Source organism: Paenibacillus taichungensis, from assembly GCF_047302525.1.
GTDB classification, from domain to species: Bacteria; Bacillota; Bacilli; order Paenibacillales; family Paenibacillaceae; genus Paenibacillus; species Paenibacillus taichungensis_B.
Genome location: NZ_CP168020.1, coordinates 5242548 through 5257623, shown reverse-complemented (window position 1 = coordinate 5257623; position 15076 = coordinate 5242548). Strand labels below are relative to the sequence as shown.

The window sequence follows — 15076 nt, the reverse complement described above, 5'->3', positions numbered from 1 at the left end:
ACAAGCCTGTAAAGGAGAGAACTTGCAAATGGACAGTATGACCTATTATGTATCTGTCATGGGGCGCTCCGTTATTCCGGACCCGCACGTAACGTCGTATGAATGGGTGATCCAGGCGACGCCTCAGGAGGCGGAACATTTACTGGGACTGCTTAATCTGATGCAGGAAAAAGAGGAAGAGGCCTTTCCAGGAATGGTATTCCCTTGGCCCGATACGCCGGAGGAGTCTGTAAACCGTGCATATGAAGCTGTGTTACAGCAGGTGTATCGGGAGATTTATCGCTTGGGAACACCAGAGACCCGATACCAGATCGAACAAAGTACATGAAATGGACAAAGGAGCGCGATAACAAATGTATGCCATTCAGGATGCCAAAATACGCAGATTAACCGAAGTGGATGGATTGTCTTGTGCAGAAGTTGAGGTACAACCTGGAAATGCAGGGGATCCGTCTTTGCTTGTATACGTTGCGGCTTCCCAGCCGGGGAACTCGCTTGAAGTCGTTCGAATTGTACGCAATCATTCGGATGCAGTCCTGGATTGGTACAATAACAATATGCACACAGCGTTTGAAGATGCCACGGAAACGGCGTTTGAGAACAGTGAAGGCATTACAGCAGGGGAAGATAAAGCCCGATTTCAGAGTGAGTTACTTTCTTTTGGATTACTGGGACCGACGCTTCAACGCTATTTGCTGGGGCAAGGTTAAGGTGGTCATTCCAACAAATGCCGATAGCTGCAAAGGATAAGCGAAATTACCCGGAGCCATACTATATGCAAGTTCCGGGGAGGTGATAGCAATGGCTTCCAAGTTCAAGAAAAACAAAGGGAACCTTTATGCGCATCATACCGAGTTTGCCGAGGAAGTGCTCGCCATTAACAGCAAGCGTCCTGCCCAGAGAAATCCGTGGCGTCAGGGAAACAAGTAACCGGAATGCAGAAACCCGCCCTTCTTTCGAAAGGCGGGTTTTTGAATGTTTATTTTAACTTGGTTGTGGAGCTTGTGGTTAGGCATATTCACGCAGCACTTGAATACCTTTGACGATATTGTACACAAAACTTAAGGCATAAATGACAAAGAACAGTATTACAAATCCGACAGCGGAACCCAGACTGTGGGCGGTAACGAAGAAATAAAGTAGCGGGATTGCCGCAAGAAACGGGAAGATATGCGAGAATAAGGCCCGTTTCGCATGTCCCTCAATATAGTTGTCCTTGGCCACAATCCAAATAATGATGGGAAACAAGAACGGGGCGAAGAAAATACTAAAATAGGATAATGCTGATAAAAGTTGTCTCATAGCGGTTTCTCTCCTTTATTTGGTTCAGTAGAATGTATGTATCCAAATGATTACCCAGCAAGTCTCATCCTGAATATGTCTGCCTATTTTAAATGCACCTGGGCTTAATATCCTCAATATTGCCTGCTTAAAGCATTCATATTCTGTACCTGTGTTGAGTATGAAAATAATACGTTCAAGTCATGTGGAACGATGCAATTATTAATTTTTTTATAAAACTATTGAAAAATATAGAAATGAGAGTATAATAGGAATCGCGCGGTATTTTTATTATACATATTTGTCTCAGTAGCTCAGCCGGATAGAGCAACGGCCTTCTAAGCCGTCGGTCGGGGGTTCGAATCCCTCCTGGGACGTAAGAAAAAGCTTCCTTCGGGAAGCTTTTTTGCGTACAAGGGATGAGAACCCCAAGGTTCGTCGGAGGATAAGCTCCGGTAGGAATACTTCGCAGTCTAGACTGTATCCGACAAAGAGTGGAACATCCTCCAGACATCAAAAAAAGCTCCCCGCAGGGAACTTTTTTTATTTAATCTGTTTTTTGATTATACCTTGAACTTGCCGATGACTTCCTGAAGCTCTTGAGCCATTTGACTCAAGCTGTCCGCGGATGCTGATACTTCTACCATGGACGCACTTTGCTGTTCGGTCGAAGCCGCTACATTTTGGGTATTTCCAGCGGATTGCTCTGCAATGACAGCAACACTCTCTGCCATGTCGACCATATTTTGTGCGCTGGCGAATACCTGCTCCACAATGGAAGAGACATCAATGGATTCGGAAGCGACACGATCGATCGACTGAACAATGTCATTGAAGGCATCCCCAGTTAATGAAACCAGAGATATTCCTTCCTGTACGACCGCTGTTCCTTCGTTCATGGATGTTATAGCATTCGCCGTTTCTTCACGAACCTGATAGACCAGTTTGCGAATTTTCTCAGCGGATAGTGTGGATTGTTCAGCCAATTTTCTGACTTCGTCGGCGACGACAGCAAATCCTCGGCCATGTTCCCCGGCACGTGCTGCTTCAATAGCAGCGTTTAGAGCAAGCAGATTCGTCTGACTGGAAATTTCGGTAATCAGCCCGATAATATTGCCAATCTCGTCCGTTTTCTGTCCCAATACATGAACGACATTCGCGATATGGTTAACTTTTTCATAAATGACATTCATTTGTGTTACTGCATGATTAACGACTTCGGTACCTTCTTTGGCTTTTTCATTGGCACTTGTTGTTAACTGGGTGACATGTTGAATCGATGTTGCAGCCTGACTCATACCTTTGGAAATTTCCTCGGTAGACTGAGTAAAGGCATTCGAGTTATTGACCAATTTTTCGGAACCATCTGCGATATGTTGTACTGCCTCTGAAATATAGTCGGCCGTGGCGCGGGTTTGTTCAGCGCTTACTGATAATTCTTCTGAGGTTGCAGCCACCTGTTCTGAGTTAAATCCTACCTGTGAAACTAGCTGTCTTAGATTTCTAGACAGGATGCAACACGTCTCGTCGTATATGTTACGGACATGTATCGCTATCGTCCCATCGTAAATCAAATTCAAAAAGAACTGTGGGGTTCCGGCCCTTATCCGCCGCGCAGCATTATCGAAGTGGATCGTCTGAATCAGGATGATATTGTCGAAGTGGAAGGTACGTTCTACGCACCTGAACAATAAATAAGAGAAATTAAAAGGTCTCCATTGGATGGAGGCCTTTATTTGGGTTGAATGATTGGTTCTCATGTAAAATAGATAAAATGTTATAGGTATAAACTATCAAGTGTATAGAATTTATATATTTAATTAATAAACCATCTTGTGACACAATGAAGATATCAATCATGAAAGTGATGGTGGTATCCATGCAATCGATTAATCAATGGCAAGCAGATGAGTATGACAACAAACTGGCTTTTGTATCGGGTTATGGTAAAAGTTTAATCTCATGGCTTCAACCTCAAAAAGGGGAATACATCCTTGACTTGGGCTGTGGGACGGGAGATTTGACGTACGAAATTTCTGCAGCGCAGGCTGAGGTAGTTGGCATGGATGCATCACCGGACATGATTCGTCGTGCAAGAGAGAAGTTTCCCGATATCGCGTTCATGGAGGGGGACGGACATCAGTTTGAGACGAACCAGCTCTATGATGCCGTCTTTTCCAATGCAGCTCTGCACTGGATGCGAAGTCCTCGACTTGTTGTGGATAGTATATGGAAGTCTTTGAAGCCTGGGGGACGTTTTGTGGCGGAGTTCGGTGGCAAAGGAAATGTACAGATCATTGTAGATACATTAGAGGAAGTGTTCGAACGACACACTGGCATTCGTGGATCAGAGCGCAATCCTTGGTATTTCCCGACGATCGGGCAATATAGCAATATTCTGGAACAATGCGGATTTTTGGTGCGACAGGCCTACCACTATGACCGTCCTACCAGACTGGAGGATGGTGAACAGGGTATAGAGGGCTGGTTGGCTCATTTTGGAGGGGACTATTTTGATGGTTTGAGTCAGGAGCAAATTCAGGAAATCTGTCGTGAAACTAGTCAAATCGTTGTGCCGAAGCTCTGGAAAGAAGATGCAATCTATGCCGATTATAAGCGTCTTCGAATTGAAGCATTGAAGCCGGGAGGTTAAATAATCAAAAGATGTATCTTTGTTAAATGAATTAATAGAATTTTTTTCATGAAATCCATCGATCACAATTAGGCTAGGAATCTCTTTCAGAATAAAGAGGCTCTTGGCCTTTTTTCCTATGCCGTATTTAAAAATTGAAATATTCAATCGACAAATAAATACATTTTCACTTTTTTCCCTTACTCAAGAACCATATAAGTAATTTTTATATCATAATTGTAATTATTTAGAAGGGGAATGCGCTATTTTAGTAGAATAATTTACCAAGGGTCAATCTTCTTGCAGATAGGGCGGTGAGTTGTCACAGGTATTGCAGTGCTTGTCATAGCAGGACCCAAGCGATTGGTGAGGTACTTTCATATTGAGAAGGAGGGGCATAGCCTTGAATAAACGATTGATATCCATATTGTTAAGTATCCTAATGACTTTTTCTATCATCATGCCAGCGGCCGGAGCCGCTCCTGTAGGTGTTCAGCTTGAGAACTCGTTAAGCAAGGGCGAAGCCACACAATGGAGAGAGATTCTTGCCCAGCGGGAAGGAAAGCTTGCAGCAGATCCATTTTTGGACAAGAGCCTAGAAGGTCTTGGGGGAGAGAAAACAAGAGTAATTGTTGAGCTCTCCAATAAGCCAGTTGCTGTTGCGCAAGGCGAATCCACCCTCTCAGGAAAATCTTTTACCTCCTCTATGGAAACAAAGGCTGTGACTCAAGTCGAGCAACAACAACAGTCATTTGTACATAGCCTCACTCAGAATAAAATCAAACACGAAGTATTGGAAAGTTACGCATATGCTCTGAATGGTGTAGCCATTGAACTTAAGGGCAACCAATTGGGGCAATTGCTTCGCATACCGGGCGTTGTCAGTGTATACCCAGACCTCGAAATTACCGTAGCCCCGGAAACAGATGAAGTGAATCCTTATATGAAAGATACCGCACCATTTATTGGCGCCCCTGAAGTATGGAATCTGGGATACAAAGGAAAAGGCGTCAAAGTTGGCGTCATTGATACAGGGATTGACTATGAACATCCCAATCTGCAAGACGCTTATAAAGGTGGATGGGATTTCGTTGCAAATGACAATGATCCTTATGAAACAACACGTGAAGAATGGAAAGTATCTGGAGCACCTGAATTTAATGCCAATGGAAGCGCCTATTACACATCCCACGGTACTCACGTAGCCGGTACCATTGCTGCTCGTGAAGCTGGAGATTACGGTATTGTTGGGGTTGCTCCTGAAGCCGATATTTATGCATATCGTGTTCTTGGGCCCTACGGAAGTGGTCAAACTTCATGGGTGCTGGGTGGAATTGACCGTTCCGTTGCCGATGGCATGGACGTAATCAATCTCTCGTTGGGTAACTCCGCAAATGATCCAAGTTATATCACTTCAGTTGCACTTAATAATGCCATGTTGTCTGGCGTGACTGCAGTTGTGGCAAGTGGTAATGATGGCCCGAATCGTTATACATTAGGTTCTCCAGGAGCATCGGCTATGGCAATCACTGTAGGTAACTCCACAGGACCAAGCCAAAGCATTGCAGCCAACACTCATTTCTGGATTGGTGAGGAAGGTGAAGGTACGCTTCCTGAAGAACAACCTGTCCCTGAAGTTGAGCCATCTCCTGAACTGGGAACAGCACCGGGAACGGAAACTCCTGAAGTTCCGGCTCAAGGTGAACCATCAACCACATCGGAAGGTGCGACAGGCGAAGAAGCTTCATCAATAAACGAAGCTGCATTGTCTGGATCAGCGTCTGCTGATGTTACAGCTCTAGATGTGGAAGACAGCCAACCAGAAGAGGGTGTTCAACCAACCTCGCCTTCTGCGCCGATCGAAACATCTCCAGAGGTTACACCTGTGAAAGAAGAGCCTGAGGTTGCTCCAACTGAAGCGGAGCAAAATCCACTGGCTGTAACTGAGTCGGTGTACCGCCTGGATGTGATGGGCTGGAGCCTTTCAGCAGATCCGGAATCTGTTTTGACGGATCAATATGATCTTGTATTTGCAGGGTTGGGTAAACCGACCGACTTTGAAGGCAAGGATTTTACAGGCAAAGTGGCTTTTGTGCAGCGCGGTGAGCTGGCATTTGTGGAGAAAGTAGCCAATGCCAAAGCTGCTGGTGCAGTTGCTATTATCGTATATAACAATATTCCAGGCCCGATCGGTGTGAGTTTGGGAGATAATTTTGAACTTATTCCAACCTTGAGCATGTCGAAGGAAGATGGAGAAAGTATCAAAGCTGAGCTGGATGCAGGTCAAAGCGTTGAAGTGAGCTTCAGTGACTTCGTTAAAGGCCAAACCGCTGGCGATGAAATGAATGCATCCAGTTCCCGCGGACCAGCCAAGGTGACTCTGGATATCAAACCGGATGTGGTTGCACCGGGTACCAGCATTCTGTCTACTGTTCCTGCCTATGGCAAGGACGAACCTGGAGCAGATTATTCACAGGCTTATGATCGTAAATCAGGTACAAGTATGGCTACACCTCATGTTGCCGGACTGGTTGCCCTGTTGATTGAGAAGCACAGTGACTGGACACCATTTGATATTAAAGTAGCACTCATGAACAATGGTAAAGTGCTCGACACGACCAAATACGATGTGTTTGATCAAGGTGCAGGACGTATTCAAGCAGTGAAAACGATTGATCCTGCTGCATTTGTTAAAGTATTGGATGTAACGAAATACACAGAGAATGGCGTGGCTGTCGAGAAACCTAATGTTACAGGTAGTGTCAATTTTGGAAACTTCCTGAGTACGGACGAAAAAACCGTCAGCAAAACGATCAAAGTGGAGTCGCTGAATGGCAGCGGTGGAAACTATACAGTAAGCGTGAATCCAACACGTACGGTACCTGGTGTATCCGTTGCGGTGGATAAGAGCTCTTTTACACTGAATGGTGAGGAAGAGTTACAGGTTACTATTACAGTTCCAAAAGGTGTTACTGCGGTAACAGAAGCGCAAGGATACCTTCAGTTGTCTAATGGAACGGACACATTTAGTGTTCCATATGTCGCACATTTCAATCTTACATTGGCAGGGGTTAAATACATTGAGACTGTGAAAGGTACAGAAAAGAACCCGTTCCATTATCCATTGAAGTCTGATGGTACGCAGGATACACTCAATGTAGCTATGGAATTCTACAATCCCATGAATTTTGCCCTTATTGAGATCTTCGATGGCCTTAACCCGGATGGGGGCTATTATGGGGATGGATATATTGGATCTATTTTTGGAAACTACTATAGTTTCGCTGCCAACACAAGATATAATCTGGCTTGGGATGGACAGTATGCAGACTACACTACCGACGAAGTAACAACGATTCCAGATGGTCTTTACACGGTTGATATCACTGCAATCGGTGTTGATGGTAAAACGTATATTGAAGATACTTCTCCATTTTTGGTGAAAAAAGCAGCTCCGGTTGTAACAGCACCAGAAAATTTGGAATTCAAGCAAGATGAATCTGCTGTCATTAACGGCAGCGTGGATGATTTATACTTCCGTGTCGCTCCTGCACTTAAAGAGAACTGGAGCATTGAGTTTGACCCGGTGACTGCCTTGAAAGCAACATACGTCCTGAAAAAAGAGGATGGTTCGACTTACAAGGAGGGTGTATTTGAAGTAAAACCTGATGGTACCTTCACTCTTCCTTTAGAAGGCATCCAAGCAGGTGAATATGCCGTTGAACTTACGATAAAAGACCAACAAGGGCTTTCTGGTAAAGCCACTACGGCACTGAGTCTGAAATCCAAGGAGACTGAGCCGGAAACTCCAGCAGTCAAAGCGCCTGGAACACCTGTGTTGTCTCATAATAATTGGGTTGGTAATGGCCTGAGCGAAGGCTCATATATCGTTACCATGAACCTGTGGTGGGGCGAGAACGCCACCAGCTACAAGCTTTATGAGGACGGGGTTTTGATTGATACGCAGAAGTTGACCTACAATGCGCCTCTGGCACAGTTTGCCCAAACGAAGATCACAGGCAAAGCCAACGGCACCTATACGTACGTAGCCGAGCTAACGAACGACAAAGGGACCACGCGGAGTCAGACACTGACAGTCAAGGTTACTAACGCATCGCCAGGCAAAGCAGTTCTCTCTCAAGATAACTGGGACGGCGACGGCAATTATAAAGTTACTATGAACTTGTGGTGGGGAACCAATGCCACTGAGTACCGCCTCTACGAAAATGATAAGTTGATCGACACCCAAGCACTCAATGCGGTTACGCCTAATGCGCAAAGCGCTGTTACTTCGCTGACTGGACGCACTTCGGGCACGTATACGTATCGGGCTGAGTTACTCAATGCAGCTGGTGTAACCAGCACTGACAAGATCACGGTAAAAGTGAAATAAACTCTTCAGCACTTATTTATTGAAGCATTTGTTTTTCGCATAAGCGGTCTTCATCCTGATCTCACGGGATGGAGGCCGTTTTATTTTGTTTTTTCTCTGCTGCGGAATGGATAACTACTCATTGTCCTGTTAGTTGTAAATTGAGTATAGTTCGCATGAAAGTCCGTTAATAAGAAAACGCTCCTCTCAGGGGACAAGCTTTGTTAGCCTGTCACTCATGAGGGGAGCGTAATTAATCTAACCGATCACTCGATTCTTGCTGGCATTTATACCTGCGATCAGTAATACAATGGCAAGGAGAACCTGTACCAGCAATGGAAGTGTCCATCCTTGTGTCCAATCATGAAGCACGCCGAACAGCAAAGGTCCGACGGCTGCCAGCATATACCCAAAGGATTGAGCCATACCCGAAAGTCCCACAGCCTGTCTTGCATCGGATGTACGCAGTACAAAAAACATGGTTACAAGTCCGAACGAAGCCCCGGCTCCAACGCCAGCCAAAGCAACACCGACGGTTACGAGAGAGGAAATACCGCTTAAAAGGAATACATAGCCCAGAATCAGACATGAACCTGTAATTGCTGTCAGCCAACGTTGATCTTTCATTCGTCCAGCCAGAATAGGAACGATGAACGTTACCGGAACACTAACCATTTGCATCAGGGACAACATCCAGCCGGCTGAAGAGGAACTGAAACCCTGATCAGATAGAACCTCTGGCAGCCAGGTAATTGTAGTGTAAAAAATTAAAGATTGCAGTCCCATGAACAATGTGACATACCAGGCTAAGGGAGATGTAATAAGACGAACCGGCTTCGTTTCCGTTCTCGAAGCCACGTAAACTTCGCCGCGACGTCCAGAACGGACGTGAGGCAGCCAGAGAATCAGGGCTAGAATGGACAGTATAGCCCACATGCCCAGTGAAGCGTGCCAACCCATGGAAGTTAAGCCTGCCGCGGGAACACTGATTCCTGAGGCGATAGCGCCCCATATATTCATGGACACGGAATAGAGGCCGGTAACTAGTCCCACTCGCAATGGGAAATCCCTTTTGATCAGACTGGGCAGCAATACGTTGCTCAGGGCAATACCACATCCAAGGATCGCTGTTCCTGCAAAAAGAACGGGAACAGAGGGCATAAACCGTAGGGATACGCCTATGGTCACAAGAATTATGGCAGTTAACAGAGCGGTTTCTAGTCCGAATCTTCGCGCCAATTGTGGAGCGAACGGAGAGATTGCCGCGAAGGCAAGTAATGGAAGAGAGGTAAGCAAGCCTGCCAATGTATGACTTATTCCTGTATCTGTACGGATCAGTTCCACAATTGGACCTGTTGCCGTAATAGGTGAACGCATTGTTGCTGCGATAACAATAATGCCTGCCAGCAAGAGTCCAAGTTTCATGGATGCTGACGATGAATTATCGACTGCAGAGCGGTCAGGTGAGTTTTGATGTAAAGATGATGGCATGGTAAATCTCCTATAGTTTATTTGTCTAATATGTATACTTTGATACATACATATACATAAACAAGCATAACATCCCGTGTCAACATCAGGCGATTAACGTATTCAATCATCCCCAGAACGCAAAAAAAGCTTCCCGAAGGAAGCTTTCCTTCATTACGTCCCAGGAGGGATACTCTCCTTGCAGTCGAGACTGCGAAGTATTCCTACCGAAGCTTATGCTCTGACGAACCATTGGGGTTCTCATCCCCAGAACGCAAGAAAAGCCTCCCGAAGGAAGCTTTTCTTTAATACGTCCCAGGAGGGATTCGAACCCCCGACCGACGCCTTAGAAGGGCGTTGCTCTATCCAGCTGAGCTACTGAGACATGAATTTTTTCAAGCAAAATTGATTTTATCATAAATAATGATGAATATCAAACATTTTATTTTAATATATTTTTCGTATATGATATTTGGCGGCAGTAACGTTTTTTTCATTATAATTAAGGTTATGTTAGAATATCAGAAGAACTCAAAAAATAGATCGACTTTCGTTTAAATATACATCTATTTATGGTTGATTGCGACTGGAGATTCAGGATACAGAGGAGGTGCTCCTATTAAGGAATCCACGACCCCGGAAACCGAGCACAGTAACAATATTGTGCTATTTCCTAAGACGCTGGACTATTACCAGATTCAATTGACGGTTATGCTAGAAAATGAACGATATGGTGAAGCGATGGAACTGCTTCGCTTTTTGCTGCAATGCCAAGGGCAGGAAGAACGGCATTACGACGAATGGCGAGCCTTGCTCGAATGGCTTGAAGCTGCTTTCCCTCATTACGGGGAAGATTTACCCGAGATTCGTGAAGAGCGTGAGGAAGAGGAAATTAGTGAAGAGGACATGGCACGCCAACATGCCCGATCCAAGCTTGAGCAGGATGACGGCTATGCGGATAAACTTCTTCGTACCGTGATGGAGGAACCTTTATCTGAACAAACGATGCTGGCGCTGGAGCAGCTTGCGTATCTCGATCGGCCAGAAATTGATGATTCGCTTACTGGTTGGCTCAAAGACAAGACGCTGCATCCTTTACTTCAGTTCCGTGTGCTTCAGACATTACATCGCCGAGGTGTCCAAGGCATTATTGCGTTTACTCGTGGGGAAGAGCCGGTTGAAGTGGAGATTGATACAGTTCCGCTTAGACCTGAGGATTTCCCGATTCAGATCGTTCAGATTCTTGAAAGGGTGGCAGATCAGACGGAGGTTCATGAACCTACACTCTTTTATTTTGCACAAGAACTGTGGATTCAATATGTCATGGCCGTATACGGAACCCGTGATTATATGTCCATGCTGGAAGAAAATGATTCCATGACAGATATATGGGCAGCTGCTCTACATATGACCGTTGCAGACAGTCTGGGCGGTTCGCATGACGAGGAAGATACTCGTTCAATGTATGCTGTGACAGGGGCGATGCGCTTTCGCCTGGAGCAAGCATATCGATCTATGAAGCAGTTTGTTTCTGCCGGTTTGGACGGTCAATAGGAGCCGGAAACGTTTTCCTCAAACCGTATCAAGGGATTCCCCTTGAAAAAGAATCTAATCTTGTTTATACTAAAATGGTTATTTTGTACGTGATTGCCTACGTGAACATGCGAATTTTGGAGGGGAAAGTATACAATGAAAGCAACTTGGGAAAAGATAGAGAAGAACCTTGGGGTTCTTGAGGTTGAAGTGGGTGCAGATCGTGTAACTGCAGCACTCGACAAAGCTTTTAATAAAGTAGTTAAACAAGCAAACGTACCTGGATTCCGTAAAGGTAAAGTTCCACGTTCGATCTTTGAAGCTCGTTTCGGTGTAGAAAGCCTGTATCAAGAAGCAATTGACATTTTGCTTCCTGAAGCTTACACAGAAGCAATCGACCAAACGGATATCTTCCCGGTTGATCGTCCTGACGTAGATGTCGAGCAATTCGCTAAAGGACAAGTATTCAAGTTCAAAGCGAAAGTAACAGTTAAACCTGAAGTTACACTGGGTGACTACAAAGGCGTTGAAGTTGCTGTAGCCAAACATGAAGTAACGGATGTAGAAGTGACTGAAGAGCTCGAGCGTCTTCAACAACGTCACGCAGAACTCGTTGTTATCGACGAAGGTTCCGCACAAAACGGCGACGTTGCTGTAATCGACTTTGACGGTTCCGTTGATGGTGTACCGTTCGAAGGTGGACAAGCTGAGGGTTATTCCCTGGAACTTGGTTCCAACACATTCATCCCAGGATTTGAAGAGCAGGTTGTGGGTCTGTCCACAGGCGACTTCAAAGACGTTGAAGTAACTTTCCCAGAGAGCTACCATGCAGCTGAACTGGCTGGCAAAAAAGCGGTATTCAAAGTGAAAGTACATGAACTCAAACGTAAACAACTTCCTGAACTGGATGACGAGTTTGCAAAAGATGTTAGCGAATTCGATACGCTTGAAGAGTACAAAGCTGATTTGAAAACGCAATTGGAATCCCGCAAAGCAGATGAAGCCAAAGCAGCTCAAGAAAATGCTGTTGTAGAAAAAGTGGCTGAAAATGCTGAAGTGGATATTCCTTCTGCAATGGTTGACAGCGAAGTACAAAACATGATGCGTGATTTCGACAACCGTCTGCGCAACCAAGGTATGAACCTAGAAATGTTCCTGAGCTTCTCCGGTCAAACACAAGCTGACCTGAGAGGACAAATGCAGGAAGATGCTTCCAAACGTGTTCGCAACAACTTGGTTCTTGAAGCAGTTGGTAAAGCGGAAAACATCGAAGTGTCTGACGAAGAAGTTAACCAAGAACTCGAAAAAATGGCTGAGTCTTACAAGCGTCCTGCTGAAGAGATTCGTGGCATTCTCGAGGGTAATGGTTCCCTGGACAGCCTTCGTGATGAAGTGAAACTGCGTAAAACGATCGATGTTCTCGTTGAGAACAGCAAAGTCGTTGAAGCTGTTGAAGCTCCAGCTGAAGAAGTTGCTGCAGAAGCTGACGAAAAATAAGACAAGCTGTTACGTAATGAACAGCTGAATAAACGATAAGGCACGTGAATCATTGCGTGCCTTATTTTTAAATTATGGCATCCATTTTATAGAGGATTCAGTAATAATATGGATGGATTTCGTTGTGGCATTGGTTATGCATATTCAAGGTCCTATGGTTCTCCTGCAAATAAAAAAAAAGGTGAAACGGCATAGGATTGCTCCGATTTGCACATACATAGAAAACATGGTTAAATATGATCAGGCAAAAAAGTAAACTTACTCCGTCTTGACACCACTTGTGAAAAATGACATTGTCACAGGAACGTGTTAGAATGAATTTGGGTTTGCTTTACAGGTAGCCTATGTCTAATTACATGTAGAAAAGAGGTTGGTCTCATGAGTCTGGTGCCAATGGTTGTTGAACAAACCAATCGAGGCGAGCGGTCTTACGATATATATTCGCGTTTGCTGAAGGATCGCATTATCTTTTTAACCAGTGCGATTGATGACGATGTAGCCAATCTTGTCATAGCGCAGCTTTTGTTTTTGGCAGCCGACGATCCTGAGAAGGATATAAGTTTGTACATTAATTCACCTGGTGGTTCTGTCACCGCAGGGATGGGTATATACGATACGATGCAATATATCAAGCCGGATGTATCGACCATTTGCGTAGGTATGGCAGCAAGCATGGGCTCGTTATTGCTGACAGCCGGAGCTCCTGGCAAACGATATGCGCTGACTAACAGCGAAGTGATGATTCATCAGCCGCTTGGCGGCGTTCAAGGACAGGCTGCGGATATCAAAATTCACGCAGAATGGATTATTAAAACACGTCAGAAACTGAATCAAATATACGTCGATCGTACAGGTCAACCCCTTGAGAAAATCGAGCGGGACACAGACCGTGACTTTTTCATGAGTGCTGAAGAAGCCAAAACGTACGGCATTATTGACCAGGTGCTCAGCAGACCGATCAATTCCTAAAGGGGTGGTTTCATGTTTAAATTTAACGATGAGAAAGGGCAGTTGAAATGCTCTTTTTGCGGTAAATCTCAGGAACAGGTGCGCAAGCTGGTCGCTGGACCGGGCGTTTACATTTGTGATGAATGTATCGAACTGTGCACTGAAATCGTAGAGGAAGAGCTCGGTCATGACGAAGAACTGGACCTCAAAGATATTCCAAAACCGAAAGAAATCCGCGACATTCTTGACCAGTACGTCATTGGTCAGGATCAGGCGAAGAAATCTTTGTCTGTAGCGGTTTACAATCACTATAAACGGATCAACACACAAAGTAAGATTGAGGATGTTGAATTGCAAAAAAGTAATATTTTGCTGTTAGGACCTACGGGTTCTGGTAAAACGTTGCTTGCGCAAACCATGGCCAAAATCCTTAATGTTCCTTTTGCTATTGCTGATGCAACTTCATTGACGGAAGCAGGTTATGTCGGCGAAGATGTAGAGAACATTCTGCTCAAGCTGATTCAAGCTGCTGATTATGATGTGGAAAAAGCAGAGCGCGGCATTATTTATATCGATGAAATTGATAAAGTAGCGCGTAAATCCGAGAACCCATCCATTACACGTGATGTATCGGGTGAAGGTGTTCAACAAGCGCTCTTGAAAATCCTGGAAGGAACTGTAGCTTCTGTACCACCACAAGGTGGTCGTAAGCATCCACATCAGGAATTCATCCAGATTGATACCACCAACATCTTGTTCATTTGCGGCGGTGCCTTCGATGGTCTCGAGCAAATGATCAAACGCCGGATCGGTAAAAAAGTCATTGGCTTTAACACCGTTGCGGAACAAAAAGATCTAAAACCAGGTGAATATCTGGGTATGGTATTGCCGGAAGACTTGTTGAAATTTGGTCTGATTCCGGAGTTTGTAGGCCGTTTGCCAGTCATCTCCACTTTGGAGCCGCTGGACGAAGATACATTGGTACGGATTCTGTCCGAACCAAAAAATGCGCTGACCAAACAATACCAAAAATTGCTTGAACTGGATAATGTGAATCTGGTGTTCGAACCAGGAGCATTACTGGCGATTGCCAAGGAAGCCATTAAACGTAACACAGGTGCACGTGGACTGCGCGCGATCATCGAGGGCATTATGCTTGAGATTATGTACGAAGTGCCTTCCCGTGATGATGTTACGAACTGTGTCATTACCGAAGAGGTCGTTGAGAAGAGAGTCGTGCCTGAACTGAGCCAATCCAAGGACGACAAGCAGGAAGAAAGTGCCTAACTAAAGGCGAATATTCCGTTTCAACACTGAAATATAGACTTGTCAGTTCTCCACTC

Annotated in this window: 13 protein-coding genes and 2 tRNA genes; 11 read left to right on the top strand and 4 right to left on the bottom strand. The window is 45.0% G+C overall.

Features of this window, described 5'->3' with window-relative positions; all coding sequences use genetic code 11:
• Nucleotides 1-28 precede the first annotated feature (28 nt).
• The 3 genes from ACDJ58_RS23560 to ACDJ58_RS23550 all read left to right on the top strand — a co-directional run bounded on the left by ACDJ58_RS23560 (nucleotide 29) and on the right by ACDJ58_RS23550 (nucleotide 930).
• Nucleotides 29-328 carry a hypothetical protein gene (locus ACDJ58_RS23560; protein ID WP_413373195.1) on the top strand — a complete coding sequence of 100 codons (300 nt, stop codon included), beginning with the start codon at nucleotides 29-31 and terminating at the stop codon, nucleotides 326-328.
• Nucleotides 329-353: 25 nt separating this feature from the next.
• Nucleotides 354-710: a hypothetical protein gene (locus ACDJ58_RS23555; protein WP_413373193.1), complete on the top strand. Its 357-nt coding sequence runs from the start codon at nucleotides 354-356 to the stop codon at nucleotides 708-710.
• 91 nt (nucleotides 711-801) lie between these two features.
• Complete coding sequence (locus tag ACDJ58_RS23550) at nucleotides 802-930, top strand: hypothetical protein (RefSeq protein WP_256336669.1); 129 nt, start codon at nucleotides 802-804, stop codon at nucleotides 928-930.
• 78 nt (nucleotides 931-1008) lie between these two features.
• Here ACDJ58_RS23550 and ACDJ58_RS23545 read toward each other — a convergent pair whose 3' ends face one another.
• Nucleotides 1009-1302, bottom strand: a complete 294-nt coding sequence (locus tag ACDJ58_RS23545; protein WP_053783120.1) for a DUF4870 domain-containing protein — start codon at nucleotides 1300-1302, stop codon at nucleotides 1009-1011.
• A gap of 282 nt (nucleotides 1303-1584) precedes the next feature.
• Here ACDJ58_RS23545 and ACDJ58_RS23540 point away from each other — a divergent pair.
• Nucleotides 1585-1658 (top strand) — tRNA-Arg (locus ACDJ58_RS23540).
• Nucleotides 1659-1844: 186 nt separating this feature from the next.
• Here the strand turns inward: ACDJ58_RS23540 and ACDJ58_RS23535 are convergent.
• On the bottom strand, nucleotides 1845-2738 hold the full coding sequence (locus ACDJ58_RS23535; protein ID WP_413373192.1) for a methyl-accepting chemotaxis protein: 894 nt from the start codon (nucleotides 2736-2738) through the stop codon (nucleotides 1845-1847).
• Between the two features lie 87 nt (nucleotides 2739-2825).
• Between ACDJ58_RS23535 and ACDJ58_RS23530 the strand changes: the two genes are divergently transcribed.
• The 3 genes from ACDJ58_RS23530 to ACDJ58_RS23520 all read left to right on the top strand — a co-directional run bounded on the left by ACDJ58_RS23530 (nucleotide 2826) and on the right by ACDJ58_RS23520 (nucleotide 8306).
• Complete coding sequence (locus tag ACDJ58_RS23530; protein ID WP_413373191.1) at nucleotides 2826-2975, top strand: RidA family protein; 150 nt, start codon at nucleotides 2826-2828, stop codon at nucleotides 2973-2975.
• Between the two features lie 164 nt (nucleotides 2976-3139).
• Entirely contained in the window at nucleotides 3140-3934 is a 795-nt protein-coding gene (locus tag ACDJ58_RS23525) for a class I SAM-dependent methyltransferase (RefSeq protein WP_413373189.1), read from the top strand.
• 382 nt (nucleotides 3935-4316) lie between these two features.
• On the top strand, nucleotides 4317-8306 hold the full coding sequence (locus ACDJ58_RS23520; RefSeq protein ID WP_413373188.1) for a S8 family serine peptidase: 3990 nt from the start codon (nucleotides 4317-4319) through the stop codon (nucleotides 8304-8306).
• Between the two features lie 237 nt (nucleotides 8307-8543).
• Here ACDJ58_RS23520 and ACDJ58_RS23515 read toward each other — a convergent pair whose 3' ends face one another.
• Together ACDJ58_RS23515 and ACDJ58_RS23510 are read right to left on the bottom strand one after the other, a co-directional pair.
• A complete protein-coding gene (locus tag ACDJ58_RS23515; RefSeq protein WP_413373187.1) occupies nucleotides 8544-9776 on the bottom strand; it encodes a CynX/NimT family MFS transporter in 1233 nt (410 codons plus the stop codon).
• Between the two features lie 290 nt (nucleotides 9777-10066).
• Nucleotides 10067-10140 (bottom strand) — tRNA-Arg (locus ACDJ58_RS23510).
• 326 nt (nucleotides 10141-10466) lie between these two features.
• Here ACDJ58_RS23510 and ACDJ58_RS23505 point away from each other — a divergent pair.
• The 4 genes from ACDJ58_RS23505 (at nucleotide 10467) to clpX (ending at nucleotide 15020) form a co-directional block, all read left to right on the top strand.
• Nucleotides 10467-11309, top strand: a complete 843-nt coding sequence (locus tag ACDJ58_RS23505; protein ID WP_413379800.1) for a hypothetical protein — start codon at nucleotides 10467-10469, stop codon at nucleotides 11307-11309.
• A 135-nt stretch (nucleotides 11310-11444) separates the two neighbouring features.
• Nucleotides 11445-12785 (top strand): trigger factor, encoded by a 1341-nt coding sequence (gene tig / locus ACDJ58_RS23500; RefSeq protein ID WP_413373186.1) that lies wholly within the window; start codon nucleotides 11445-11447, stop codon nucleotides 12783-12785.
• A gap of 378 nt (nucleotides 12786-13163) precedes the next feature.
• A complete protein-coding gene (clpP, locus tag ACDJ58_RS23495) occupies nucleotides 13164-13754 on the top strand; it encodes an ATP-dependent Clp endopeptidase proteolytic subunit ClpP (RefSeq protein WP_024633993.1) in 591 nt (196 codons plus the stop codon).
• 12 nt (nucleotides 13755-13766) lie between these two features.
• On the top strand, nucleotides 13767-15020 hold the full coding sequence (gene clpX, locus ACDJ58_RS23490) for an ATP-dependent protease ATP-binding subunit ClpX (RefSeq protein ID WP_063566713.1): 1254 nt from the start codon (nucleotides 13767-13769) through the stop codon (nucleotides 15018-15020).
• Nucleotides 15021-15076 lie beyond the last annotated feature (56 nt).